Source organism: Pseudomonas sp. BNK-15 (assembly GCF_047456105.1).
GTDB classification, from domain to species: domain Bacteria; phylum Pseudomonadota; class Gammaproteobacteria; order Pseudomonadales; family Pseudomonadaceae; genus Aquipseudomonas; species Aquipseudomonas putida_E.
The window spans coordinates 295,107-320,116 of sequence record NZ_CP179898.1; the positions used below are offsets into that span (position 1 = coordinate 295,107).

The following is a 25,010-nucleotide window of genomic DNA, read 5'->3' on the forward strand; positions in this document are numbered from 1 at the left end:
AGGGGCGCTTGGGCGTGGCTTTGCAAGAAGCTTTCCAACTTTGATTTTTTTGCATTTTCGAGGCAGGCCCTCGCGGGCATCCAGGCAGGTTTCCAATACACCTCTGGGCTGGCCACATCAGCCGGAGCGGGTTCGCTTGCGAAGAGCTGATTCAGGCCCTCGCCTTTTTCATGGCACTGCTCAGCAATGCGGCAATAATCTTCTCCGGTGTATACCCAACACATTCAAATACCTTGGGATACATGCTGGAATCAGTAAAACCCGGCAATGTATTGACTTCGTTAATGATGACCGCCCCTTCTGATGTGTAGAAAAAATCCACCCGCGCAAAACCATCCAGACCAAGGCACCGAAAGGCCGCCTTGGATATCTTCTGGATTTCAGTTTTGACGTTCAACGGCAGGTCGCAAGGAACCCTGAGATTCTCTCCACACTGAGCCTCATATTTGGCTTGATAGGTGTAAAAATCATGACCAGTCACCGGCATAACCTCGCCTAACTCCGAAACAATTAGCTCCCCATCAACCTCCAGCACACCACATTCGATCTCTCGACCCCGAACCTCAGGTTCCAACAAAACTTTAGCATCAAGCTGGACAGCTACTGCAAAAGCTTGCGCATACTCTGCGGCGCTTCGAACGCGGAACACACCCACAGAAGAACCTGAAGAAGCAGGCTTCAAGAACAAACTGTCATTGCCTAACGCCTCTACAATATCTCCCCAGCTTCTAAGCGTGCGCAGTACCAGCCAAGGGACGACGCTAATCCCATTAGCTTTGAGCAAGCGCTTGGCGAAGTCTTTGTCCATTGAAACCGCCGACCCCAGGACACCCGCCCCCACACAAGGCAGCGCACACATCTGCGCAAGCCCCTGAATCGTTCCATCCTCACCCCAGCGACCATGCAGTGCTGGATACAGCAAATCAATTGTGAGTTCAGAGGGCGGCCGCCCGCGAACGTGAACAAAAAGTTTTCGTTTACCTGGCTGTATAGTCACATACGGAGCGCCGGTATCGACACAATCGGGGAAAGAGCTAAAAGCGCTGTGATACCTCCAGTTACCTTCTTTATCTATCCCCACGCAGTGCACTTCATGGCCCAATGCGGCCAGCGCCTTGTGAATCGTACTCGCGGTCTTAATTGAAACCGCGTGCTCCGCACTTCTACCCCCAAAAACAAGCGCTACCGAAAGTTGACTCATTCTCCACCCCACTATGACCAACTGATCGAGCGTAAGTCGCTGCACGCAGCCCGGCAACTGCTCAGAAGGTCTGGAGTAGATTTTGGGAAAAGTACTACAGAAAAACATTACTCATAGAGACAAGCCCCCACGAAGAGGCGGTTTCTGGTCCGACGCTTTTGCGGCGCAGCCCGCCCTACAAGCTGTCGCCGAACTTCAGGCCTGCAGCTAAGCTTTGGAAGCGGGCGCTCCCCGCGAAGAGGCAAGAAGCCACTCTCAACCATCACGCCGCAAATCCGGCGGTATCGGCAAATCTTCCTTCAACGGCTCCGGCCGCTTGCCCTTGCCGGACCGGTACTGACGGATCTGGAACACATACGCCAGCACCTGCGCCACCGCGAGGTACAACCCTGCGGGAATCTCCTGCTCGACTTCGGTGGAGTAGTAGATCGCACGCGCCAGCGCAGGCGACTCTAGAATCTGCACCTTGTGCTCGACCCCGATCTCGCGAATTTTCAAGGCAATGAAATCCGTACCCTTGGCCAGCAGCAGCGGTGCCACCCCACCCTTCTCGGGGTCATACTGCAGCGCCACGGCATAGTGGGTCGGGTTGGTGATGATCACATCCGCATCGGGTACGGCAGCCATCATGCGCCGCTGCGACACCTCGCGCTGCAACTGGCGAATCCGTTGCTTGACCTCAGGCTTGCCTTCGCTGTCCTTGTACTCGTCCTTGACCTCCTGCTTGGTCATCTTCAGCTTCTTGTGCGTCTGCCAAAGCTGGAACGGCACGTCTGCTGCGGCAATCAGCAACAGCCCCGCCGACATCCACAATGCACTCCACCCTACCACCTGGACGCTATGGATGATCGCCTGGTCCAGCGGCTCGTTGGCGATCGCCAGCAACGCCTGGCGGTCGTTGGCCAGCACCACCAACGCCACCACCAGGATAACGACGAACTTGGCAACGGCCTTGAGCAGCTCGGTCAGGGCATTCATAGAGAACATGCGCTTGATCCCCGCCAGCGGGTTCATGCGGCTGAATTTTGGCTGCAGCAGGCTGCCGGAGAACAGAAAGCCGCCCAACGCGATGGGCGCAATGAATGCCACCACGAACAGCAGGATCAGCACCGGCTGTACTGCCCAGATCGCCATCTTGCCCGAGGCCAGCAAGAAGGCGCCCATGGCACCCTCGTCGACGATCACTTCACGGGTCAGGCTGAAGTTGAGGCGCATCATTTCCAGCAGCGTCTCGGCCAGGTGCCCGCCGAACGCCAGCAAACCGCCGGCGCCCGCCAGGGTCACCGCCACCGTGTTCAGCTCCTTGGACCGGGCGATCTCACCTTTTTCGCGCGCGTCGCGCTTGCGTTTGTCGGTGGGGTCTTCCGTCTTGTCCTGACCACTCTCGCTCTCAGCCATGCTCAGCGCGCCCTCGCCAGTTCACGCAGCCATTGCAGCGCTTCGCTGGCCAATGCCTGGTAGTGGGAAAGAACATCGGCCAGGCCCACCCAGAAGATGCCCATACCCAGCACCAGGGTCAGCGGGAAACCGATAGAGAAGATGTTCAACTGCGGCGCGGCGCGGGTCATCACGCCAAAGGCGATGTTCACCACCAGTAGCGCGGCGATTGCCGGCAGGATCAGTAGCAGACCGGCACCAAATACCCAGCTAAGGCGCCCGGCCATCTCCCAGAAGTGGTTGACCACCAGCGCATTGCCCACCGGCAAGGTGGTAAAGCTTTCGGTCAGCACCTCGAACACGACCAGATGGCCGTTCATCACCAGGAACAGCACGCTCACCAGCATGGTCATGAACTGGCTGACCACCGCCACGTTTACGCCGTTGGCCGGGTCGACCATCGATGCGAAGGCCATACCCATCTGTATCGCGATGATCTGCCCGGCGATGACGAACGCCTGGAACAGCAACTGCAACGAAAAACCGAACAACGCTCCGACGATGATCTGCTCACCGCACAACAACAAGCCACGCAAACTCAGTGGGTCGAATTCAGGCAACGGCGGTAACGCCGGCACGATCACCACGGTAATGGCCACTGCCGCGTACAGGCGAATGCGCGCCGGCAGCATGCGGGTACCGAAGATAGGCATGGTCATCAGCACCGCCGTCACCCGGAACAGCGGCAGGATGAAGGTGGCGACCCAGGTGCCGATCTGTGCGTCGGTCAGCTCCAGCATGGCCGCCTCAACCGATCAGCTGCGGGATGCTGGTGTACAGGCCCGTGATGTATTCCATGAACTTCTGCGTCAGCCACGGCCCGGCGACGATCAATGTCACCAGCATCACCAGCAGGCGCGGCAGGAAGCTCAGGGTCTGTTCGTTGATCTGTGTGGCGGCCTGGAACATCGCCACCACCAGGCCGACCAGCAGGCTCGGCACCACCAGGATGGCCACCATCAGCGTGGTCAGCCACAGGGCGTCGCGGAACAGGTCGACGGCAACTTCAGGGGTCATGCAAGGCTCTCCTTGACGGCGTCAGACGCCGCCGAAACTGCCGGCCAGGGTGCCCATGATCAGCGCCCAGCCATCGACCAGAACGAACAGCATGATCTTGAACGGCAGCGAGATGATCAACGGCGACAGCATCATCATACCCATGGCCATCAGCACGCTGGCGACCACCATGTCGATGATCAGGAACGGGATGAAGATCATGAAACCGATCTGGAACGCCGTCTTGAGCTCCGAGGTGACGAACGCTGGCACCAGGATGGTCAGCGGCACCTGATCAGGCCCGGCGATATCGGTGCGCTTGGACAGGCGCATGAACAGGTCCAGGTCGCTCTGCCGGGTCTGCGCCAGCATGAAGTCCTTGAGCGGCCCCTGGGCCTTGTCGATCGCCTGCTGGGCGGTCATCTGCTCCTTAAGGTACGGCTGCAGTGCATCCTGGTTCACCCGGTCGAACACCGGGGCCATGATGAACATCGTCAGGAACAGCGCCATGCCGGTCAGCACCTGGTTCGACGGTGTCTGCTGCAAGCCCAAGGCCTGGCGCAGGATGGAGAAGACGATGATGATTCGGGTGAAGCTGGTCATCAGGATGACGAACGCAGGTATGAAACTCAGCGCCGTCATGATCAACAGGATCTGCAGGCTGACCGAATATTCCTGCTGCCCGTCCGGGCCGTTGGACAAGGTAATGGCCGGGATCGACAGCGGGTCGGCGGCCAGGGCCAGCGGCGCGGCCAACAGCAGCGCCAGCATCAACAACAGGCCCGACAGGGTACGTAGCGCGCCGCTCATCACTTCTTGTCCTTATTATCCTTGCCCATCAGCTCCATAAGGCGCTGGGCAAACTCCGGCGTCGCCTGGCGGGCGCTGGCAGGCACTTCCACGGGCTCGGCCAGCACATGCAAGGCCTCGATGCTGCCCGGGGTATGGCCGATGAGGATCTGCTCCTTGCCGACCTGCACCAGCAACAGCCGGTCACGCGGGCCGATGGCGCGGCTGCCGATCACTTCGATCACCTGGCCACCCTTGGGTGCCGCGCCCTGCATACGGCGCAGCAACCAGGCCAGGAAGAAGATCAGGCCCACCACCAGCAGCAAGCCCAGCACCATTTGCGCCAGCTGCCCACCCAGGCTGCCGGGCGCCGCAGCTGGCGGCGTGGCCACCACGGCCGGCGCGGCAGCGGCGATCACCACTTCGCTGGCGAGCAGCGCGGCAAGGGCCGTGACGGCCCGTATCGTGCCCTTCACTCAGCGCAGCTTCTTGATACGTTCGCTGGGGCTGATCACGTCAGTCAGGCGGATGCCGAACTTCTCGTTGACCACAACCACTTCGCCGTGGGCGATCAAAGTGCCGTTGACCAGCACATCCAGCGGCTCGCCGGCCAGGCGGTCGAGCTCGATCACCGAGCCCTGGTTGAGCTGCAGCAGGTTGCGGATGTTGATTTCGGTGCTGCCCACTTCCATGGAGATGTTCACCGGGATGTCCAGGATCACGTCCAGGTTCGGGCCTTCCAGGCTGACGTTTTCTTTCGGCCGTGGCGAGCTTGCGAACTCTTCCATCGGCAACCGGCCGGCACCGGCGCTACCGCCGTCGCCACCGAGCAGCGCATCGATGTCAGCCTGGCCGGCATCACCGGTTTCTTCCAGCGCCGCCGCCCATTCATCGGCCAGGGCCTGGTCTTCCGGGGAGGTGATCTCGTTTTCGTTAGCCATGATGTCCTCGACAGGCATTCAATTCGTAGTGAGCGACCGGCACGCCGTCAGCGGCGTTCGATCGGGTCGATGATCTGCAGCGCCAGGTTGCCCTTGTGCGAACCCAGGCGCGCCTTGAACGACGGTACGCCATTGGCACGCAGCACAAGGTGCTCCGGCAGCTCCACCGGGATCACGTCACCCGGTTGCATGTGCAGCACATCGCGCAATTTGAGTTGGCGGCGGGCAACCGTGGCACTGAGCGGTACGGAAACGTCCAGCACGTCTTCGCGCAGGGCCTTCACCCAGCGCTCGTCCTGGTCGTCCAGGTCGGACTGGAAACCGGCATCGAGCATTTCGCGCACCGGCTCGATCATCGAGTAGGGCATGGTCACGTGCAGGTCGCCGCCGCCACCGTCCAGTTCGATATGGAAGGTTGACACCACCACTGCTTCGCTCGGCCCGACGATGTTGGCCATGGCCGGGTTGACTTCGGAGTTCATGTACTCGAAGTTGACCGGCATGATCGCCTGCCAGGCTTCCTTGAGGTCGATGAAGCACTGGTCCAGCACCATGCGCACAACCCGCAGCTCAGTGGGGGTGAACTCGCGGCCTTCGATCTTGGCGTGACGACCGTCACCACCGAAGAAGTTGTCCACCAGTTTGAACACCAGCTTGGCATCCAGAATGAACAGCGAAGTGCCGCGCAGCGGCTTGATCTTGACCAGGTTGAGGCTTGTCGGCACATACAGCGAATGCACGTACTCGCCGAACTTCATCACCTGCACACCCCCAACCGCCACGTCGGCGGAGCGGCGCAGGAGGTTGAACATGCTGATACGGGTGTAACGGGCGAAACGTTCGTTGATCATTTCGAGGGTCGGCATGCGCCCCCGCACGATCCGATCCTGGCTGGTCAGGTCGTAGCTTTTGATGCTGCCAGGCTCGGCAGCGCTCTCGGTCTGTACCAGCCCATCATCGACGCCATGCAACAGGGCGTCGATCTCATCCTGGGACAGCAGGTCCTGTACGGCCATTGCGGACTCCTACTGCAATACGAAATTGGTGAACAGCAGCTGGTCTATCACCGGCTTGCCGACTTCCTTTTGCGCCACTTCCTGAACCACTGCGGTGGCTTTCTGGCGCAGCATCTCCTGGCCCACGGAGCTGGCGGCCAAGGTGTCGAAGCCCTGCCCGGAGAACATCATCACCAGGTTGTTGCGGATCACCGGCATATGCACCTTGAGGGCATCAAGGTCGGCCTGGTTGCGGCCCTGCAGGGTGATGCTCACCTGCATGTAGCGCTGGCGGCCGTTCTGGTTGAAGTTGACCACGAAGGCCGGCGCCAGGGGCTCGTAGATCGCCGCATGCTTGACGTTGGCCGCTGCCGGGTCGGCCGCGGGCGCCGACTCGCTCTTGTGCATGAAGAACCAGGTCGCGCCTACCGACAGGCCGACCGCCAGCAGAAGGGCCAGCACCAACAGCAGGATCAGCTTGAGTTTGCCTTTAGTGGCGGGGTCTTTCACTGCGTCGCTCTTCGCCATGCCAATAATCCGTCGTCCATCGGGGTTTCAAATGAGGATGACGTGGCTTGAGCAAGTGTTATGCCAGATTGGGAATTTTTGCCTGTACCGGCCCTATCGCCTGCGAAAGGGCCATCAGCAACTCACGCGTAGAAATCGACCGCACTGTCGCCAACGACCACCTGCTGCTCCACCGGCCGTGAGGCATCGGCAAGCTCACCCTGCTCGGTACCACCGCCATTCTGCGCCCGCCGTGCGGCAACGCCGGACAGCTGTGAACCGTCCTGCTGGGCTTGCTGTTGCTGCCCGCGCGACTGGTCAGCCACGTTGACGTCCGGCTGCGCCAGCCCCTGCTGGGCAAACAGCTCGCGCAGGCGATGCACCTGGCTGTCCAGCGCATCGCGCACGCCCGCATGGCCGCTGATGAAGGTCACCTGGGTGGCCTGGTCGGCCGCCACGTTGACGCGGATATCCAGGCGGCCAAGCTCGGCCGGCTCCAACTGGATGTCCGCCGACTTCAGGTTCTGGCTGGACAGGTACATGACGCGGTTGACCAAACCTTCGGCCCAGGCGTTCTGGTTCATCGGCAACGGCTGATGCAGCGGATTGCCGGTCACCGGTACGGCATTGGCCGTCTTGGCCGTGGCAGCCTGGGTCAGGCTCGCCAAGCGGTTGGCGAAATCGTCGATTCGGGTATCACTGGAGGCGCTCTTGGTATCTTTGAGGCCATCTTCGAGCAACGCACCAAACGCCTTGTCCCCGCTCTCCGATTGCCCTGCCTCGGCCTCGACCTTGTCTATCAAGGTCGCCAAGGGATTGACGGCTGGCTGACCATCCTCGGCGCCGGCCTGGGAAGGATCGGTGGCGTGGGCCGAGGTCGTGCCCTTGGCCTGGGCAGTTTGCTCCAGCGCCAGGCGCAGGGTCGGCAAGTTGGCCAATGGGTCGGCATCAGGGTCGAAGGCCTGCGCTGCCGGGTCCTCGGGCAGCTCTTCGGTTGTCGGGGCTTGCGGTAACTGGACCGCTGCCTGAAGCACCGGCGCCACGGCTTCAGCCTGGGCTTGCAGCAACTGCGCCCCCGGCTGCGCATCGGTCACCTGGCCCGCCACCAGGCTGGCGTCCAGCGAGGTCGATTCACTGCCAGGCGCACTATCGGCACCGGCTTGCGCCTGATCGTCAGCTGGCAACTTATTGCCGTCATCGGCAACCGCCGGTTTGTCGGCCGCCTCTTTCTTGCCGCCGTGGGCGACCTCGGGTTTGTCTTTGGGCTTGGCCTGGGCAACCTTGTCATCGCGTACCGGCGCTTTGTCATTGCCCTGCTTGGCCATGACCTGATCGAAGCCGCTGCCCTGCCCGCCCGAGGCCTGCAGCGGCTTGTCCACCTGCGAGGCACCTGCACGCGACGGCTTGCTCAGCGTACTGGTTTGCAACAAAGGATTAGGTGCGACAGGCATTGAAGGGTCTCCGCGCCAGAAACAAAGGTATCGTTCAGGCACATACAGGCAAAAGTCGAGCCAACTGGCCGATCAGCCTGCGGAAACCCGCTTGCGCTCGCCCTGATAGAAACGCTGCACCTCAAGATACTCCTGGTCGATGCGGTTGATCAGCTCTTCTATGCCATGCAGCGAGCGCTGCTTGACCCGCTCCTCCAACTGATGGCAAAGCTGCGCCAGCCCGACCGCACCCATGTTGCTGCTGCTGCCCTTGAAACTGTGCGCAGCCACGCCCAACTCATCGGCGTTCCTGGCGCCATGAAGTTCGTCAAGACGCCGCCCGGAATCTTCCAGAAAGGTTTCCAGCAGTTGCAGGTAGCCATCTTCCATGACCTCCTGCAGCTCACTGAGCACCCTGTGATCAATATGCATGTCAGTCACTTGCTCACTCCTTGATCAAGCAGAATTATGCCTCAAGCGCCAAACAGCTCACCAATCGAACTGCACCCATGCGCAACGGCCACCGTCCCGCCACCCGGCACTACTACCAAGGCGCCGTACCAGGTGCAACCCTCGACCACTCAATCCATGCTCACGGGAAGGAAGCGCCAGCACCCGCTGCACATCGAACCCAGCACCACTGTCACGAACTTCGATCATCAGACGACCGCCTGCAGCCATCGGTTCCACCTTCAGATCGATGCGCACGCTGCCCTCGGTCAACACACCGAGCCTGCGGGTGCGTTCCTGATAATAGTCGGCAAACCCATGCACATCGCGCTTGAGCCGCGAATCCAGGCCCAGCACACCGTGCTCCAGCGCATTGGAATACAGCTCGCTTAGCACGCTGTGCAGGGCGCCGGTGCGGGGCCGCAAACCGTGGATTTCCTGCAGCAACTGCACAAGGTACGGCACCGGGTTGAAACGTTTGAGGCTCTCACCGCGCAACTCGAAGCCCAGCGACCAGTCCAGCGGGCTGGAGCGCCCACTATCAGAATAGATGGTTGGGGCCGGCACCCGCTCCTGCGCAGTGAACATGCGGATATCGCACAGGCTGATGTCATCTCTGGGGCACCCGCCGAAGCGCTCCAGCGCCTCCATCACCTCGTCGAAAAGCCGCGCCGGGTCACGATTGGCCGCCAGCACCGCGCGCAAGCGCTCGACACCGAACAACGTCTGCGCTTCGTCGGCCGTATCCACAACGCCATCGGACAGCAGTAGCAGCCGCTCCCCCGGCGCCAGCGGCAACACCTCGGTACTGTCATCGAAGCGCTCCGGCGCCAGGATGCCCAGCGGAAGGTGGCGCGAACCCAGCATGGAAAGCACCTCGCCGCCGGCCGACAGCCGGTAACCATCCGGCATGCCACCGTTCCAGACCTCCACCGAGCCGCGCTGCACGCTCAGGCTGAGGAGCTGTGCGCAACAGAACATGTCTACCGGCAGGATGCGCTTGAGCTTGGCATTCATCTCGCGCAGCATCTGCGCCAGGCCGTAGCCCTTGGCAGTCATGCCGTAGAACACTTCTGCCAGGGGCATGGCACCGACTGCGGCGGGTAGCCCATGCCCGGTAAAGTCACCCAGCAGCACATGCATGTCGCCGGATGGAGTGAACGCGGCCAGCAGCAAGTCGCCGTTGAATAACGCGTAAGGCGACTGCAGGTACCGAATGTTCGGCGCCGTGATGCAGCCAGAATGGGCAACCTTGTCGAACACTGCCTTGGCCACCCGCTGCTCGTTGAGCAGGTGATGGTGATGCCGGGTGATCAGGTCACGCTGCTCCAGCACCGTGGCCTGCAACCTGCGCAGGCGATCCATGGCGCGGATCTTGGCACCAAGGATCACCGCACTGTAGGGCTTGGCCATGAAGTCGTCACCACCGGCCTCCAGGCAGCGCACCAAGGCCTCTTCCTCGTTGAGCGAGGTAAGAAAGATGATCGGTACCAGGGCCTCGCCGGCCAATGCCTTGATCTGCCGCGCAGCTTCGAAACCGTCCATGACCGGCATCAGGGCATCGAGCAGAACCAGCTGCGGGCGCTTTTCGGCAAACAGCTCAACGGCCTGCTGGCCGTTTTCGGCGGTATACACGTGATGCCCCTGGCGCCGGACGATCTGGGCCAGCAACAGCCTATCCGTGGCCCCGTCTTCGGCCACCAGCACAGTCAACGGCTGTTCGGCCGGCGTCATGACGCTCAACTGATAGCGAACAGTTTGTCGAAATTGGAGATGGCAAGGATCTTGCGCACATCTGAACTGGCATGCACCACGCGCACGTCCGATTCATCGCCACCGGCGTGATCACGCAGCAGCAGCAACATGCCGAGGGCGGAGCTGTCCAGGTAAGTGGTGTCTTTGAGGTCGACCACCACCGAGTCCGGGCGCTTGGGCTGGCGCTCGTAGGCATCGCGAAACTCCTGATGCTTACCGAAATCGAAGCGGCCTTTGATCTTGATCGTCAGCTTTTTCTCGTCCTGCGAAAAATCAGTCTCGACTGCCATGCTAGCGATTCCTTCGATGATGGCGAATGCAACAGTTCAAGGTTTAGCAGGCGGGGGGCAGAGCTGCAAGCTGCAAGCTAGATGTGGCCTTGCCTTGGCAACCGCTGTGATAATTCATCCAGCAAGCGCTGCTCGCGTTTGTCCTCGGCCCGCCGCGCCTCTTCCAGGTAACGCTGCACCAGTTTGCGCAGGCCCTCTACCCGGGCATAGGCTTGCTGCCAGGTGCCCCTGGCGTTCTTCAGGTTGCTCTGGTGCCATGTCAGGCTCTGGCGCTGCTGGGTCATGGCCGTTTCAAGCTGCCCCAGAAAGCGCTGGTAGTTGACCAGCCAACTGCCATTGACGCCTTGGCCACCGCGGTCGATCCATTGCGCCTGGTAGCCCTCACGAAACGACTCGAGTTCGGCCAGCTTGGCCTGGGCCTGAGCCACCAACTGCTGAAAGTGCCCCAGCCGCTGGGCTGCCTTGCGTTCGGCCTCCTCGGCCATCTGCACCACTGGCGCCAGGCGCGCGGCACGGCTTGGCGTACTCATGGCCTATCAACCGTTCGCCGGAGGCGTGAAGATCGCCCCCAACTGCTGTCGGCTCTGGTCCATGCCGACATTTTCGTCCAGCCCTTGGCGCAGGAAGTCCACCAGTTTTGGCTGCAGGGCAATGGCCAGGTCGGTTTCAGGATCGCCGCCTGCCACATAAGCGCCGACACTGATCAGGTCGCGGCTTTGCGACAGGCGCGACCACAGCTGCTTGAATTTTTGCGCCTGGCGCAGATGATTGGCATCGACCACCTGGGGCATCACCCGGCTGATCGAGGCTTCGATGTCGATAGCAGGGTAGTGGCCTTCTTCGGCCAGCCGCCGGGACAAGACGAAGTGGCCATCGAGCACGCCCCGCGCCGAGTCGGCAATCGGATCCTGCTGGTCGTCACCTTCGGACAATACGGTATAGAAGGCCGTGATCGAGCCACCACCCGGCTCACCGTTACCGGCGCGCTCCACCAGCTTGGGGAGCTTGGCGAACACTGATGGCGGATAACCACGGGTAGCGGGCGGTTCGCCGATTGCCAAGGCAATTTCACGCTGGGCCTGGGCAAAACGGGTCAGCGAATCCATCAGCAGCAGGACGTTCTTGCCTTTGTCGCGGAAGTACTCGGCAATGCGCGTGCAATACATAGCCGCGCGCAAACGCATCAACGGCGCGTCATCGGCCGGGGATGCGACCACCACCGATCGCTTGAGCCCCTCTTCACCCAGAATATGCTCGATGAACTCCTTCACCTCGCGGCCCCGTTCGCCAATCAGGCCGACCACGATGATTTCGGCTTCGGTGAAGCGAGTCATCATGCCGAGCAACACCGACTTACCGACACCGGTACCGGCGAACAGTCCCAGGCGCTGGCCCCGGCCGACGGTGAGCAGGCCGTTGATGCTGCGAATGCCCACGTCCAGTGGCTGGCTGATAGGGTCGCGGTTGAGCGGGTTGATGATCGGGCCGTCCATCGGCACCCAATCCTCGGCCTTCATCCCGCCCTTGCCGTCCAGGGCGCGACCGGCGCCATCGAGCACCCGGCCGAGCATACTCATGCCCATGGGCAAACGGCCGCTGTCGTCCAGTGGCACCACCCGCGCCCCGGGCGCGATACCGGCGATGCTGCCGACCGGCATGAGGAAGATCTTGCTGCCAGCAAAGCCCATGACTTCGGCTTCGACCTGCACCGGGTGGTACGAGTCGTCATTGATCACCAGGCAGCGTGCGCCCACTGCGGCGCGCAGCCCCTCGGCCTCCAGGGTAAGGCCGACCATGCGCAGCAGGCGGCCTTCGACCACCGGCTGCACGGGCAGCTTGATCGTCTCGGCGTAGCCACCCAGGCGTTTGCCGAAGCTGGTGCGGTCAAGGCGCATCGTTGGCGCCCAACTCGATCGATACATCCGGCGCCGCCGGGTGCAGGGACTGGTCGTGCAACTGGTCGAACAGCTGGGCCACGGCCTTTTCGATACGGGTTTCCATGGTCGCGTCGATGCGGCTGTGCGCGGTCTCGATGCGGCACCCCCCGGGTAACAGGGCGTCATCCTCAAGCAGCTTCCAGCTCTCCTCATGGCGTTCGCGCAGGGCCTTGGCCAGCTCGAAATCCTGAGGATTGAGGTGAATGCGGATATTGTCCGCACCCATGGGCAGCAGCTTCAACGCTTCACGCAGTACTTGGGTGATCTGACTGGAGTCGCTGCGCAGTTCGCGACCGATCACCTGGCGCGCCATGTGCGCCACCAGGTGAACGAGGGTCTTCTCGATCTGTGTGTCCTGTTCGGCGATAGGCTCGAGCAGGTGTGCCATCAGTTGTTCCAGGTCAGCCAGCCGGGCATTGAGCGCCTCCTCGGCCTCCTGTCGCACCTTCAACTGGGTGCTGTGAAAACCCTCACGCTCGCCGGTGGCGAAACCTTCGTTGTAGGCCTCCTGCCGGATCGCTTCGAGCTCTTCAAGGGTCAGGGGCTGGACTTCCTCCAGCGGCACTTCCTCGACCTCTTCCTCGATGATTTCGGGTTCCGGTTCCGGCTCCGGTTCCGGCTCAGGGTCGAAGCTGGGCAGTGCCCACACATCGACGCCTTCCAGGTCACGTGCACGAATCAGGTCGCTGGGGTGAGTTTCTTTGCTGGACATTGGCATGCCTGGTGTTGAAAGCGGGATGAGCTGCAAGCTGTTAGCTGCAAGCTGCAAGAAGAAGCAGGCTGTGCAGCGTCTGGCTTTCCCTTGTAGCTTGCAGCTTGTGGCTTGCCGCTTAAATCATTTCCTCGGCGCCCTTGCCGCCGAGCACGATCTCGCCGGCCTCGGCCATGCGTCGGGCAATGGTGAGGATTTCCTTCTGCGCCGTTTCCACGTCGCTGACGCGCACCGGGCCCTTGGCCTCGAGGTCGTCGCGCAGCAGTTCCGAAGCACGCTTGGACATGTTCTTGAAAATCTTGTCCTTGACCCGCTCGTCGGCACCTTTGAGCGACACCACCAGCACATCGGAGGACACTTCGCGCAGCAGCGCCTGGATGCCACGGTCGTCGACATCGGCCAGGTTGTTGAAGACGAACATCAGGTCTTCGATCTGCTCCGACAGGTCGTTGTCGACCTCGCGGATCGAGTCCATCAGCGCACCTTCCACAGAGCTGTCGAGGAAGTTCATGATGTCGGCGGCGCGCTTGATGCCACCCAGGGTGGTGCGTGCGGCATTGGAGTTCCCCGAGAACTGCTTCTCGAGAATCTGGTTCAGTTCCTTGAGCGCGGCAGGCTGAACGGTGTTGAGCGACGACACGCGCAGGATGATGTCCAGGCGCACCTTGTGGTCGAAGTTGCTCAGCACTTCGCCAGCCTGATCGGGGTCGAGGTAGGCGACCACGATGGCCTGGATCTGCGGGTGCTCGAAGCGGATCACATCCGCCACCGCCCGTGGCTCCATCCACTTGAGGCTGTCCAGGCCGCTGGTGTTGCCGCCCAGCAGGATGCGGTCGATCAGGCCGTTGGCCTTGTCCTCGCCCAGGGCCTGGTTGAGCATCTTGCGGATATAACCGTCGGAACCTACGCCCAGGCTGGTCTGGTCGCCGACGATCTCGACGAACTCGCTCATCACCTGCTGGACCTGCTCGCGGTGCACGTTGCCCATCTGAGCCATGGCCACACCGACCCGCTGCACTTCTTTGGGGCCCATGTGCCGCAGTACCTGGGCGGCATCGGTCTCACCCAGCGAGAGCAAAAGGATTGCCGCCTTGTCGGTGCGGCTCAGCTTGGCGGTAACGGCTCGGTTATCACTCATCGGCGTTGATCCACTCTTTCACGACCTGGGCGACACGGCCCGGGTCTTCGGCCACCAGGCCTTTGATTGCGTTGAGCTGTGCCTCGTAACCCTCGCTCGGGCTTGGCAACAGAATGCTTGTCGGGCCACCCAGGCTGACGCGGTCGTTGGCCAGTTCGCCATCCAGACCGATCATGCCGCCCAGCTCCATGTCGCTGTCCGTTGCAGCAGCCTGCTTGCCGCCGCCAGTGATGTTGTTGAGTACCGGGCGCAGCACGCCGAACACCAGTACCAGGATGAACACCACGCCCATCACCTGCTTGACGATGTCCCAGAACCAAGGCTGCTGGTAAAACGCGATGTCGGCGATTTCTTCGCCCCGGTCGGCGGCGAACGGCACGTTGATCACCGTCACGCTGTCGCCACGGCTGGCATCGAAGCCAACGGCGTCCTGTACCAGGCGGGTGAAGCGCGCCAGGTCTTCGGCGCCCCACGGCGCGCGGGTGGTCTCGCCGGCGGCGTCGACCTTGACCTGGTCATCGACCACTACCGCCACCGACAGACGGGTCAGGCGACCCTGCTGCTGGCGGGTGTGGCTGATCGAGCGGTCCAGTTCGAAGTTCTTGGTGGTCTGCAGACGCTTGTCGGCCGGGTATGGCGCGAGCATTGGCTGGCCGGTGGCCGGGTCCATGATCTGCTGGCCATTGGCATCCACCAGCGGCTGGCCAGGCTGGATGGCACCGGCAGCAGGGGCTGCGGCGGTGGCGTTTTCAGGCGCTGCGGCACCTGCCGGCGGCTGGTTGCTCAGCGCGCCCGGCACACCTTGCGGCCCCGAACTGCTGGCGCGCTGCTCGTTGACCGACTGCTCGCTGCGCAGCGCCGGCTGGTCCGGGTTGAACTGCTCGGAAGTGGACTCCACCGCACTGAAGTCAAGGTCGGCCGACACCTCGGCCTTGTAACGGTCGTTACCCAAGACGGGTTGCAGGATGTTGTGCACACGCTGGGTGAGCATGCCTTCCATGCGGCGGCTGTAGTCGAACTGCTTGCCAGCCATGGTCAACGCCGTGTCCTGCAACTGGTCGGAGAGCAGGTTGCCCTTCTGGTCGACCACGGTGACCTGCGACTTGTCCAGCTCGGGCACGCTGGTGGCGACCAGGTTGACGATCGCCATCACCTGGCCGGCTTCCAGCGAACGGCCCGGGTACAGTTCGACCAGGACCGAGGCGCTTGGCTTGCGCTCATCGCGCACGAACACCGAGCTTTTCGGAATCGCCAGGTGCACGCGCGCCGCCTTGACGTTGTTCAGGCTGGAGACAGTACGGGCCAACTCGCCTTCCAGGCTGCGACGGTAACGGGTAGCTTCCATGAACTGGCTGGTACCCAGGCCCTGCTCTTTGTCGAGCAGTTCGAAGCCAACATTGCCGTCGCTTGGCGCAACGCCGGCGGCTGCCAGTTTCAGGCGCGCACGGGAGAGGTCGTCGGCCTTGACCAGCAGAGCACCGGAATTGGGCTCGACATTGTAGGGGATGTCTGCAGCGGCCAGGGTATCCATGACCTGCTTGGTGTCCATGCCCGCCAGGCTGCCATACAGCGGGCGGTAGTCCGGCTGTTGCGACCACAGCACCACGGCGAAGCCGATCGCCACGCTCGCCGCCAACCCGACCAGCAGGCCGACCTGACGCAGCATGGGCATCTGCGAGATGTTTTCCAGAAACGCCATGCCGAACAGCGGCGGTTTGGACGCTGGCGGGCCACTTTTGGCGGGGGCGTTATCGACGACTGCTTCAGCCATGACTTACTTCCGTCCTCAAACCGGCATCTGCATGATGTCCTGGTACGCCTGGACCAGCTTGTTGCGTACCTGGGTCAGCGCTTGCATGGAAACGCTGGCTTTCTGCGAGGCGATCATCACGTCGGTCAGGTCGACACCACTCTTGCCGATCTCGAAAGCATTGGCGAGCTGGGTCGACGCCTGCTGGGTCTGGTGCACTTTGCCGATGGCCTGGCCGAGCATGTCAGCGAAGCTGCTCTGGCCTTCTGCCAATTCGGGGGCAGCAGTGGCTTTTGGCAGCGACATGGCATCGGCCTGCATGGCACGCATGTCCAGCATCAGACGATTGAATTCAACACCTTGGCTCATGAACTTCTCTCTCCGGCGGCCGCATTTTTTTGACACTCATGCGGCGGATAGCCTCTCTAAGCAACAACAGTGCCAGCCTTTGAAAGCTTCAAGCTTCAAGCCAGGCTGCGGTGCTCTTGCGCTTGCTTGTAGCTTGTAGCTCACCCGTACAGGCTGGCTTCCACGTCGAGCCCGGCATCGCGCATTTGTGCCAGCTTGTAGCGCAGGGTACGCGGGCTGATGCCAAGCCGCTCGGCAGCCTCCTTGCGGCGACCGCGCTCGGCGCGCAAGGTGTCGATGATCATCTGGAACTCATGGCGGCGCATGTCATCGCCCAGGCCACCGGCCTCACCTGCCGGCTCGACCGCCACGGGCAACGCCGCGGCTGGTGCAACCGCCGACAAGGGAATGGCGCCGGCCAGACAAAAATCCGCCGCCTCGATCACCCCGCCCTGCTGCAGGATCAGCGCCCGCTGCAAAGCGTTGTCCAGCTCACGCACATTGCCTGGCCAGGCATGGGCCTGCAGGCAGGCCTGCGCCGCAGCAGACAGGCGCACCGGCGCATGCTTCATCTTCGCCACATGCCGCGCCAGCAAGCGCTCGGCCAGCGGCAGGATGTCACCGGCACGCTCACGCAGCGGCTGCCAGGCCAACGGGAACACCGACAGGCGATAGAACAGGTCTTCGCGGAACCGCCCGGCCGCCACTTCACCGGCCATGTCGCGATTGCTGGTTGCCAGCACGCGGATGTCCAGGGCAATCGGCTTGCGCCCCCCTACCCGCTCGACCTCACGTTCCTGCAAGACACGCAACAGCTTGGCCTGCAGGCCCAGAGGCATTTCGGAAATCTCGTCGAGCAGCAAGGTGCCACCCTCGGCCTGCTCGAATTTGCCGGCCTGCGCCGCAATGGCGCCGGTGAAGGCTCCTTTCTCGTGACCGAACAAGGTCGCCTCGAGCATGTTGTCCGGGATGGCCGCGCAGTTGATCGCGACAAATGGCTGCGCTGCACGCGGCGACTGTTGGTGAATGTACCGCGCAAGCACTTCCTTGCCGGTGCCCGACTCACCCGAGATGAGTACGGTCGAATCGCTGCGGGCCACACGTGCAGCAAGCTCCAGCAATTGGCGGCTGGCAGGCTCGCTGGCCACCGGCCCTTCGTCCTCGACCGCACTCAGGCGCCCGGCGGCATGGCGCTCGACCAGGCTCAGCAGCGCCTTGGGCTCGAAGGGTTTGACCAGGTAATCCACAGCGCCCTGGCGCATCGCCTCGACAGCGCGCTCCACGGCAGCGTGAGCGGTCATCAGCAGCACCGGCAATTGCGGGTGCTGGCGGCGCAGGTGCGCCAGCAACTGATGCCCATCCATCCCCGGCATGTTCACGTCACTGATGACCAGGCTATAGGCGTCGCTCTGCACCGCCTCCAGCGCTTCTTCCGCGCTGCCGACAGCACGATAGGCAAAACCGCCGATCTCCAGGGTATCGCCAAGCGCCTGGCGCAACGCGCGGTCATCCTCGACCAGCAGCACCTTGATGAGCATCATGCGACCTCCGCAGGCTGCCCGCCGATCAACGGCAACTCCACCCTGACGCAGGTGCCACGCCCTACCCTGGAGCGCAGCTGCAACTTGCCGTGGTGCGCCCGCACCACGGCCATGACCACCGCCAAGCCGAGCCCGGTGCCGGTAGCTTTGGTGGTCAGGAACGGCTCACCCAGCCGACCCAACAGGTCGGCATCGATGCCGCTGCCGGCATCGCTGACGCACAGGTGCAGGGTGTGCGCGCGCCGATACAGGTGCACTTTGAGCCGCGCAGCGCCAACGCTTGCCTGCAGGGCATTCTCGATCAGGTTGAGCATGGCACCGACCAGGGTGTCGCGATTGCACAGCAACTCACCCAGGTGGCTGTCGCACTGCCAACGCACGGCATGGCCCTGGACATGAGGCTGGGCAGCCTGCTGCAAGGCCTGGAACAGGCCCTTTGGGCTCAACCGGTCACCCAGTGGCAGCTCGCCGCGGGCGAACACCAGCATGTCGCGCACCTGGTGCTCCAATTCGTGCAGACGTTCCTTGAGGCTGCCGGCGAAACGCCGGCGGGTCTGTGGCGCAAGCTCACGCTCGTCTTGCGCCAGGTGGCTGGCATAGAGCATGGCCGCCGACAGCGGCGTACGTATCTGATGGGCCAGCGAAGCGACCATGCGCCCCAGCGAAGACAGGCGCTCATGGCGTGCCAACTGGTCTTGCAGACGACGAGTTTCGGTCAGGTCGTTGAGCAGCACCAACTGGCCTGGCTCGGCATCCAGCGAACGCGTGGCAATGGACAGGCGACGGCCATCGCGCAGTGACACCTCATGCCCGTCATCCTTGCGCGGGGCGAAGCTGCGGGCGATCACCTGGCGCCACACCTGGCCGAGCAAGGGTTCACCCAACAGTTCACAGGCCGCCGGATTGGCTTCGCGCACCAGGCCCTGGTCATCGATGACGATCACCCCGCCGGGCAGCAGGGCCAGCAGGTTCTGCAAGCGATTGGCCAGGCGCTCTTTCTCGTTCAGCTCGGCCATGCGCTGGGCGCCGACCACCGCCAACTCGCCTTTGAGTTCGCTGACGCGGGCCTCGAGCATGCTGTAGGACTGGTTGAGCTGGGTGGAGACCTGGTCGAACAGGGCGAACGCCTGCTCAAGCCCCTGTCGACTCTCCTGTTCGACGGGGGTAGGCCCCTGCGGATCAGGGGCTCGGGAAACATGGGCGGCCTGGGGCATCGTGCTCTCTCGCGTGGCTGACCGTCATAAAAACGGTGTGGTGCCAGCGGTGTAGCAATAGCCGTGCCGGGGCTGGGGGTTTGTGCTGCCTGCTCGGGCCCTATCGCCGGCAAGCCGGCTCCCACCACGACCGCGCTGCTCTTCAGGTTTGCGCTTTACCTGTGCAAGCAAAATTTCTTAAAGCCGGCGCAAATCCATGTGGGCTTGCCGGCGATTGTGGCGGTACAGGCGAAGTCAATCTTCAGCCTGCTCCTCACCGCCCTGGCGGCTCATGCCGTACTTGCGCATCTTCTCCACCAAGGTGGTACGCCGAATACGCAAACGTTCAGCCGCCCGCGCCACGATACCGTTGGCGTCGTCCAGCGCCTGCTGGATCAGCCCCTGCTCCAGGCTGCCCAGGTAATCCTTCAGGTCCAGGCCCTCAGGCGGCAGCATGGCATGGTTGGCAAAGCTCGGCGCGTGGCCGTTGATCGCCACGCGCTCTTCGAGGTCGCTGCGCAGGCTGTCGACCAACTGCTCGTCTTCATCGTCGATGTAGCGGAATTTCTTCGGCAGCTCCGACACACCAATCACCCCGTACGGGTGCATGATCGCCATGCGTTCGACCAGGTTGGCCAGCTCGCGCACGTTGCCAGGCCAGCCATGCCGGCACAGCGACATGATCGAAGCAGAGTTGAAGCGGATCGAGCCGCGCTTCTCATGCTCCATACGCGAGATCAGCTCGTTCATCAGCAGCGGAATGTCTTCCACACGCTCACGCAACGGCGCCATCTCGATCGGGAACACGTTGAGGCGGTAGTACAGGTCTTCGCGGAAGGTCCCACCCTCGATCATGGTCTCAAGGTTCTTGTGGGTCGCGGCGATGATGCGCACATCGATGCTTTGGGTCTTGTTGCTGCCCACGCGCTCGAAGGTACGTTCCTGCAGCACACGCAGCAGCTTGACCTGCATCGGCAGCGGCATGTCGCCGATCTCGTCAAGGAACAGAGTACCGCCATTGGCCAGCTCGAAACGCCCGGCACGGCTGGTGATGGCGCCGGTGAAAGCCCCCTTCTCGTGGCCGAACAGTTCGCTTTCCAGCAACTCGGCCGGGATCGCCCCGCAATTGACCGGCACGAACGGCGCTTCGCGGCGTTTGGAGTGGTAATGCAGGTTGCGCGCGACCACCTCCTTGCCAGTACCGGACTCACCAAGAATGAGCACGCTGGCGTCGGTATCGGCGACCTGCTGCATCATCTGCCGAACATGCTGGATGGCGCGGCTGGTGCCCACCAGGCTGCGGAACAGGTTGGGCTCGCGCTGACGGCCACGCTCACGGGCCTGGTCGTACATCTCGCGATAGACCTGGGCACGGTGCAGGGAGTCGAGCAGCTGGCTGTAGCTGGGCGGCATCTCAAGGTTGGCCAGCACGCGACGGCGAAGCTCTTCGGGGAAATCCGCAGAAGAAATTTCGCCGATCAGCAATACCGGAAGGAACTCATCCCACCCGGCCACTGTCTTAAGCAACCCAAGCACATTGCCTGGAGCATTCACGGTTCCGATGAGCACGCAGAGCACTTCACGGCTGGAAGACAATGCCCCCACCACCTGCTGCCAATCCTGGCTGGAGCAGGGCAGGTTTTCTTCGCCGAGGAAGTTCAGAACCACCGCCAGATCGCGGCGGCGGGCGCTGTCGTCATCGATCAGGAGAATCTTGGTTTCACGCCACATGCAATAGCAACTTCCCTAGTCATATCGGCGCCCGAGGGCGTGCTCGACATCATTCAGACTGAATGGTCAGTGTTCGGACGTCTGAAATTCGAAAACAGCCACTAGTAAAGTCAAAAAAAAGCATGCAGTCAAATTAATGGCGCATGGCTTTTAGGACATCTGTGGTCAAGTGAACAGATGGTATACCTTAGCGGCGTTTTTCGCCTGACGGATTTGCGACATCTCGTCGACTATCGATTGACGCTCACCGCTTGCAACTTCAATTAACTTCCCGTAGACCGCTAGCAGGCCCTCAAGGCTCGAGCGTACCGCGTCTTCATTGCTGAGCGCCTCAGCCAGAACATCCTCGACACAAAGACGGCACTTAAGGTCAAGCTCACCTACCGCATCCCAGTCACGGCTGGCCAATGCGGCAAGCAACTCGCTGCGAGTCCGCTCGATACCCTCGATCACCTTGCTCATAAAACCTCCCGGCTCAGGGGACCATCGACTGTGGGCCGATCGCGTCCCAGCCTTCCTTGACAGTGCTCAGCAAGTCCCTGACCTCGTCCAGGATCGCCGGATCGTTCTGGATATTGGCCTCACTCAGACGACGAGTCATGTACAGGTAGAGGCTGTCGAGACGATTGAGCTCGTCAGTCATGTTGTCACGGTCCAGACCTTCGCGCAGGCCGCCAATGATGCCAATAGCCTTGCCTATCGCGATGCCCTTGCCGGCGATGTCCTTGCGCTGCATCGCGCCACTGGCCTGGGCAATGCGGTCCAGGCCACCCTCCATCAGCATTTGCACCAAACGATGCGGGCTCGCTTCAGAGGTCTGCGCCTGGGCGCCAATCTTCTGGTACTGCCGAAGGGCTAACATTGGATTCATGGGGTACCTCGTCACCACGGGGTTGCTGTATGACCGGGCTATCGGCGCGGCGTCAAAAAACTTTAGGGAGAATACAAAAAAGCCCGACCAAGCGTCACGCTTCGTCGGGCTTTTGGCGTTTGTTTACCGTGCCTACATCGTAACACGCGCGCGGCGCCATACAGTGTGACGCCGCGACCTTGCCATGAAGCCTCAGGCAGATCAGGAGTTCTTCTGTTGCGCTGCCATTGCTTCAAAAATGGAAACGACGCTGTCGCGCTGAGCATTGAGCTGCCCAACCAGGGTGTCCATGGTGTTGTACTTCTTGGTCAGCGACGCTTCCAGGTCCTTGATGCGAGCATCCAGAGAGCTCTGCTCCATGCTCAGGCTTTTCTTGGCAACCTCAAGCGACTTGTTGCGCTCATCCAGCACACCACCGGACGCAGAGAACGGCTCCATGGTCTTGACCATGCGATCGAGCAGGCCGCCGTCACCATTGAACAGGTTCTGCACCTCACCACCAAGCTTCTGATCATTGATCGCCTTGGTGAACTTGGTGCTGTCGAACTCCAGCAGGCCGCTACTCTGAGCGGTATTGATCCCCAACTGCGAAAGCACCGTCAATTGCCCCGAACCACCGGTACCGGAGACCACCAGTTCATTACGCATGGCCGACAGCATGCTGCGCACTGCCGGGTCACCCGACAGAGCCGGAGTGTTCCAGCTGCCGTCTGCCGCCTTGGTCGACACACTCACACTGTTTATCGTATTCACCAACGCGTTATAGGCATCGACGAACGACTGCACCGACTTTTTCAGGCCCTCAGTGTTGGCAGCCACGGTGACGCTGACCGGGCTGAGCGTTTCGGTCTTGGACAGCAGTTCGAACGTCATGCCACTGATCGCGTTATCGACCTTGTTCGATTTGCTGGTGAGCTTCATGCCATCGATATCGAACTCGGCATCTTTTGCGAGTTCGCCGATACGGCCAGCACCGCCCGCATCGGCCATCTGCGTTGCCGGGTCGATGGTCAGGTCAGCGATCCCCGAAGTAGAGATGTCCGAACCTTCGCCCATGGTTTCGGAGCTCAACACCAACCGCGAACCGGTACCGTCGTTAACGATGTTGGCGGTGAAGCCCTTGCCGCTCGCCTGGGCGTTGATCGCATCACGCGCCTGCTGCAGCGTAGCGTTGGCCGGAATGGTCACATCGAAGTCGACGCTATTCTGGGTGATGGTCAACGTGCCACCACTGGCGGAAACAACCGAGCTGCTGTCGGTGAAACGCTGACTGGCTACACGCGACGCCGTGGCCAGCTGGGTAACCTGGATCGAATAGCTGCCGTTGACTGCCGCACTGCCTGCCGTGGCCTTGACGTACTTGTCGTTGGAGGAGGCTGCCGTCGACCCGAGAAACGCAGGGTTGGCACTGTCGTTAAGCTTCTCCAGCGCCGTCTTGTAGGCGGTCAACGCACTTTTGAGGCTACCCACCGCCGAAATCGATGCGGTGTTCGCCGACGTGCGGCGGTCGAGCTGGCTCTGCTTGGGAGTCTTTTCGGCATCAACCAGGGCCTTCACAATGGCCGAGGTATCGAGACCGGAACCCAGCCCCAAACTCGGTAGAATTGGACTTGCCATTACATCCTCCTTTCTGGTTAACGCCCAAACGCAGAGTTGCCTGATCAGCGCCGGTGCAACAATTCAAATGACCGGCCGGCTGTCAGACTTTCTCATCGAAGAGCAGACTATTGACATCTTGCAGGCTTCGGGCCAGCTCCAGCGCTGTTTCCGACGGGATCTGACGGATCACCTCACCGCTATCGCGGGCAACGACCTTGACGATCCACCTGCCGGTGGAATCATCCACCGAAAACTCCAGGTTGCGCTGCAACGACTGGACAAAATCTTGAATTTCCTTGACGGCCGATTGTAACTCGGCCTCGCTCTTGGGAGCGTCTTGCTGCAATGTCTTGCGCAGCTGACCTGAAACCTTGTCAGCAGCTGTATTGTGCTCGGTGTTGCCAACCAGCGACGACACCGGATACGACGGGCTTGACTTGACGCTTATGTCCATCGCACATCACCTTTAAAAAGTAAAAAGCGAGAGAGCGCATGAGCACTCCCTCGCCGAACTTCATCGCGCTATTACTGAAGCAGTTTCAGTACGGCGGATGGCAGCTGGTTAGCCTGAGCCAGAACAGAGGTCGAAGCTTGCTGCAGGGTCTGCTGCTTGGTCAGCTGAGCGGTTTCTGCGGCGAAGTCGGTGTCCTGAACTCGGCCCATGGCGGCAGCCGAGTTTTCGTTCATGCTTTGCAGGTTGTTGATGGTCGACTGGAAGCGGTTCTGGATAGCACCCAGGTCCGACTTCTTGGTGTCAACGGTCTGCAGAGCAGCGTCGATCGCGGTAATGGCGGCGTCGACGGAGGTGTGAACGGCGGAGTCGGAAGTACCCGAGATCGCCAGGGTGCCAGTGCCGACAGCCAGGGTCGAAGCAGCGAACGAGGAAGTCATCGAAACGCTCAGGATCTGGCTGGTACCAGTCATCGCGCCAACCTGGAACTCCATGGTGCCAGCGGTGCCGTTCAGCAGTTGCTTGCTGGTACCGAAGGTGGTGGAGGTCGCGATACGAGTGATCTCGTCGGACTTGGCCGCGAATTCTTTGTTCAGAGCAGCGCGTTCAGTGGTGCCGTTGGAGTCGTTACGTGCCTGCAGAGCCAGTTCACGCATACGCTGCAGGATGTTGGTGATTTCCGACAGCGCGCCTTCAGCGGTCTGGGTGATCGAGTTACCGTCGTTGGCGTTCTTGATGGCAACGGTGGTACCGGTAACCATGGTCTGCAGCTTGTTGGCGATCTGCTGACCAGCAGCATCGTCTTTAGCGCTGTTGATACGCAGGCCGGAAGACAGGCGAGTCATCGAAGTGCTCAGCGCGTCGGAAGCTTTGTTCAGGTTCTTCTGCACGCCCAGCGAAGTGGTGTTGGTGTTTACGGTTAAAGCCATGACGAATTCCTCGTTGGAT

At 61.6% G+C, this 25,010-nt stretch carries 27 protein-coding genes; all 27 read right to left on the minus strand.

The window, feature by feature from the left end; genetic code table 11:
- Window positions 1–151: 151 nt before the first annotated feature.
- Window positions 152–1,201 (minus strand): D-alanine--D-alanine ligase family protein, encoded by a 1,050-nt coding sequence (locus tag ACMGF5_RS01195; RefSeq protein WP_119689075.1) that lies wholly within the window; start codon window positions 1,199–1,201, stop codon window positions 152–154.
- 255 nt (window positions 1,202–1,456) lie between these two features.
- Window positions 1,457–2,599, minus strand: a complete 1,143-nt coding sequence (gene flhB, locus ACMGF5_RS01200; protein ID WP_046785347.1) for a flagellar biosynthesis protein FlhB — start codon at window positions 2,597–2,599, stop codon at window positions 1,457–1,459.
- Window positions 2,600–2,601: 2 nt separating this feature from the next.
- Entirely contained in the window at window positions 2,602–3,378 is a 777-nt protein-coding gene (gene fliR, locus ACMGF5_RS01205; protein WP_012315509.1) for a flagellar biosynthetic protein FliR, read from the minus strand.
- 7 nt (window positions 3,379–3,385) lie between these two features.
- Window positions 3,386–3,655, minus strand: coding sequence for a flagellar biosynthesis protein FliQ (gene fliQ, locus ACMGF5_RS01210; protein WP_012315510.1), 270 nt, complete (start codon window positions 3,653–3,655; stop codon window positions 3,386–3,388).
- A 21-nt stretch (window positions 3,656–3,676) separates the two neighbouring features.
- Window positions 3,677–4,444: a flagellar type III secretion system pore protein FliP gene (gene fliP, locus ACMGF5_RS01215; RefSeq protein ID WP_012315511.1), complete on the minus strand. Its 768-nt coding sequence runs from the start codon at window positions 4,442–4,444 to the stop codon at window positions 3,677–3,679.
- Entirely contained in the window at window positions 4,444–4,899 is a 456-nt protein-coding gene (gene fliO / locus ACMGF5_RS01220; RefSeq protein ID WP_404601370.1) for a flagellar biosynthetic protein FliO, read from the minus strand. Before fliO ends, fliP begins: the two co-directional genes overlap by 1 nt.
- Window positions 4,900–5,364, minus strand: a complete 465-nt coding sequence (gene fliN, locus ACMGF5_RS01225; protein ID WP_012315513.1) for a flagellar motor switch protein FliN — start codon at window positions 5,362–5,364, stop codon at window positions 4,900–4,902.
- A gap of 47 nt (window positions 5,365–5,411) precedes the next feature.
- On the minus strand, window positions 5,412–6,380 hold the full coding sequence (gene fliM / locus ACMGF5_RS01230; RefSeq protein ID WP_012315514.1) for a flagellar motor switch protein FliM: 969 nt from the start codon (window positions 6,378–6,380) through the stop codon (window positions 5,412–5,414).
- Between the two features lie 9 nt (window positions 6,381–6,389).
- Window positions 6,390–6,887 (minus strand): flagellar basal body-associated protein FliL, encoded by a 498-nt coding sequence (gene fliL, locus ACMGF5_RS01235; protein WP_204918561.1) that lies wholly within the window; start codon window positions 6,885–6,887, stop codon window positions 6,390–6,392.
- A 122-nt stretch (window positions 6,888–7,009) separates the two neighbouring features.
- Window positions 7,010–8,317, minus strand: coding sequence for a flagellar hook-length control protein FliK (locus tag ACMGF5_RS01240; protein ID WP_404601369.1), 1,308 nt, complete (start codon window positions 8,315–8,317; stop codon window positions 7,010–7,012).
- Window positions 8,318–8,389: 72 nt separating this feature from the next.
- Entirely contained in the window at window positions 8,390–8,728 is a 339-nt protein-coding gene (locus ACMGF5_RS01245; protein ID WP_115275502.1) for an Hpt domain-containing protein, read from the minus strand.
- Window positions 8,729–8,785: 57 nt separating this feature from the next.
- Window positions 8,786–10,480, minus strand: coding sequence for a fused response regulator/phosphatase (locus ACMGF5_RS01250; RefSeq protein WP_119687539.1), 1,695 nt, complete (start codon window positions 10,478–10,480; stop codon window positions 8,786–8,788).
- A 5-nt stretch (window positions 10,481–10,485) separates the two neighbouring features.
- Window positions 10,486–10,791 (minus strand): STAS domain-containing protein, encoded by a 306-nt coding sequence (locus ACMGF5_RS01255; RefSeq protein ID WP_012315519.1) that lies wholly within the window; start codon window positions 10,789–10,791, stop codon window positions 10,486–10,488.
- A gap of 77 nt (window positions 10,792–10,868) precedes the next feature.
- On the minus strand, window positions 10,869–11,321 hold the full coding sequence (gene fliJ, locus ACMGF5_RS01260) for a flagellar export protein FliJ (protein ID WP_119687540.1): 453 nt from the start codon (window positions 11,319–11,321) through the stop codon (window positions 10,869–10,871).
- Window positions 11,322–11,327: 6 nt separating this feature from the next.
- Entirely contained in the window at window positions 11,328–12,686 is a 1,359-nt protein-coding gene (fliI, locus tag ACMGF5_RS01265; RefSeq protein WP_046785353.1) for a flagellar protein export ATPase FliI, read from the minus strand.
- On the minus strand, window positions 12,676–13,440 hold the full coding sequence (fliH, locus tag ACMGF5_RS01270) for a flagellar assembly protein FliH (protein ID WP_012315522.1): 765 nt from the start codon (window positions 13,438–13,440) through the stop codon (window positions 12,676–12,678). The genes fliI and fliH overlap by 11 nt, the downstream gene beginning before the upstream one ends.
- A gap of 118 nt (window positions 13,441–13,558) precedes the next feature.
- Window positions 13,559–14,578, minus strand: a complete 1,020-nt coding sequence (fliG, locus tag ACMGF5_RS01275; RefSeq protein ID WP_012315523.1) for a flagellar motor switch protein FliG — start codon at window positions 14,576–14,578, stop codon at window positions 13,559–13,561.
- Window positions 14,571–16,349, minus strand: coding sequence for a flagellar basal-body MS-ring/collar protein FliF (fliF, locus tag ACMGF5_RS01280; RefSeq protein ID WP_115274182.1), 1,779 nt, complete (start codon window positions 16,347–16,349; stop codon window positions 14,571–14,573). The genes fliG and fliF overlap by 8 nt, the downstream gene beginning before the upstream one ends.
- Before the next feature lie 15 nt (window positions 16,350–16,364).
- Window positions 16,365–16,697, minus strand: a complete 333-nt coding sequence (gene fliE, locus ACMGF5_RS01285) for a flagellar hook-basal body complex protein FliE (RefSeq protein ID WP_012315525.1) — start codon at window positions 16,695–16,697, stop codon at window positions 16,365–16,367.
- A 140-nt stretch (window positions 16,698–16,837) separates the two neighbouring features.
- Window positions 16,838–18,214 (minus strand): sigma-54-dependent transcriptional regulator, encoded by a 1,377-nt coding sequence (locus ACMGF5_RS01290; protein WP_196998245.1) that lies wholly within the window; start codon window positions 18,212–18,214, stop codon window positions 16,838–16,840.
- Window positions 18,214–19,431, minus strand: coding sequence for a sensor histidine kinase (locus tag ACMGF5_RS01295; protein ID WP_414156481.1), 1,218 nt, complete (start codon window positions 19,429–19,431; stop codon window positions 18,214–18,216). Before ACMGF5_RS01295 ends, ACMGF5_RS01290 begins: the two co-directional genes overlap by 1 nt.
- A 234-nt stretch (window positions 19,432–19,665) precedes the next feature.
- Complete coding sequence (fleQ, locus tag ACMGF5_RS01300) at window positions 19,666–21,141, minus strand: transcriptional regulator FleQ (RefSeq protein ID WP_039603506.1); 1,476 nt, start codon at window positions 21,139–21,141, stop codon at window positions 19,666–19,668.
- A gap of 165 nt (window positions 21,142–21,306) precedes the next feature.
- Window positions 21,307–21,603: a flagellar protein FliT gene (locus ACMGF5_RS01305; protein WP_161871194.1), complete on the minus strand. Its 297-nt coding sequence runs from the start codon at window positions 21,601–21,603 to the stop codon at window positions 21,307–21,309.
- Window positions 21,604–21,616: 13 nt separating this feature from the next.
- Window positions 21,617–22,012 carry a flagellar export chaperone FliS gene (fliS, locus tag ACMGF5_RS01310; RefSeq protein WP_039603508.1) on the minus strand — a complete coding sequence of 132 codons (396 nt, stop codon included), beginning with the start codon at window positions 22,010–22,012 and terminating at the stop codon, window positions 21,617–21,619.
- A 201-nt stretch (window positions 22,013–22,213) separates the two neighbouring features.
- On the minus strand, window positions 22,214–23,629 hold the full coding sequence (fliD, locus tag ACMGF5_RS01315) for a flagellar filament capping protein FliD (protein WP_119687543.1): 1,416 nt from the start codon (window positions 23,627–23,629) through the stop codon (window positions 22,214–22,216).
- Between the two features lie 82 nt (window positions 23,630–23,711).
- The gene (locus tag ACMGF5_RS01320; RefSeq protein ID WP_119687544.1) at window positions 23,712–24,065 is read right to left on the minus strand and encodes a flagellar protein FlaG; all 354 of its coding nucleotides are present in this window, start codon (window positions 24,063–24,065) and stop codon (window positions 23,712–23,714) included.
- 71 nt (window positions 24,066–24,136) lie between these two features.
- Complete coding sequence (locus tag ACMGF5_RS01325; protein WP_012315533.1) at window positions 24,137–24,991, minus strand: flagellin domain-containing protein; 855 nt, start codon at window positions 24,989–24,991, stop codon at window positions 24,137–24,139.
- Window positions 24,992–25,010 lie beyond the last annotated feature (19 nt).